At 48.2% G+C, this 245-nt stretch carries 1 protein-coding gene; it reads left to right on the top strand.

The window, feature by feature from the left end; genetic code table 11:
* A partial coding sequence (locus tag PG722_RS13855; protein WP_270580877.1) for a hypothetical protein occupies nt 1–221 on the top strand: 221 nt, incomplete at its 5' end.
* Between the last annotated feature and the right edge of the window lie 24 nt (nt 222–245).

The raw sequence follows: 245 nt of genomic DNA, 5'->3' as shown, positions 1-245 counted from the left end.
TTCGCCATAGGCAGTTATCCTCCATACATGAAAATAGCCAGACAGAGGGTGTCGGCAACGAAGTCCGGCAACGGGCTTCAAAAGACCTTGCAAACAATCTCAATCTGGCGATGGTTACTATTTATACTTTTCTTTTATTTTTCTGTTGTTTTGGTTGTCATAGGGGAGAAAAGCCGATAGTTTCGGGATTTTCCCCGGCAACCGGCTCGGCAACGGGATAGCAACAGGGGGGCAACGGGCTGTCA

It is taken from the genome of Butyricicoccus sp. OF27-2pH9A, from assembly GCF_027693185.1.
GTDB classification, from domain to species: Bacteria; Bacillota; Clostridia; order Oscillospirales; family Butyricicoccaceae; genus Agathobaculum; species Agathobaculum butyriciproducens.
This window is presented reverse-complemented; position numbering and strand designations above follow the sequence as displayed.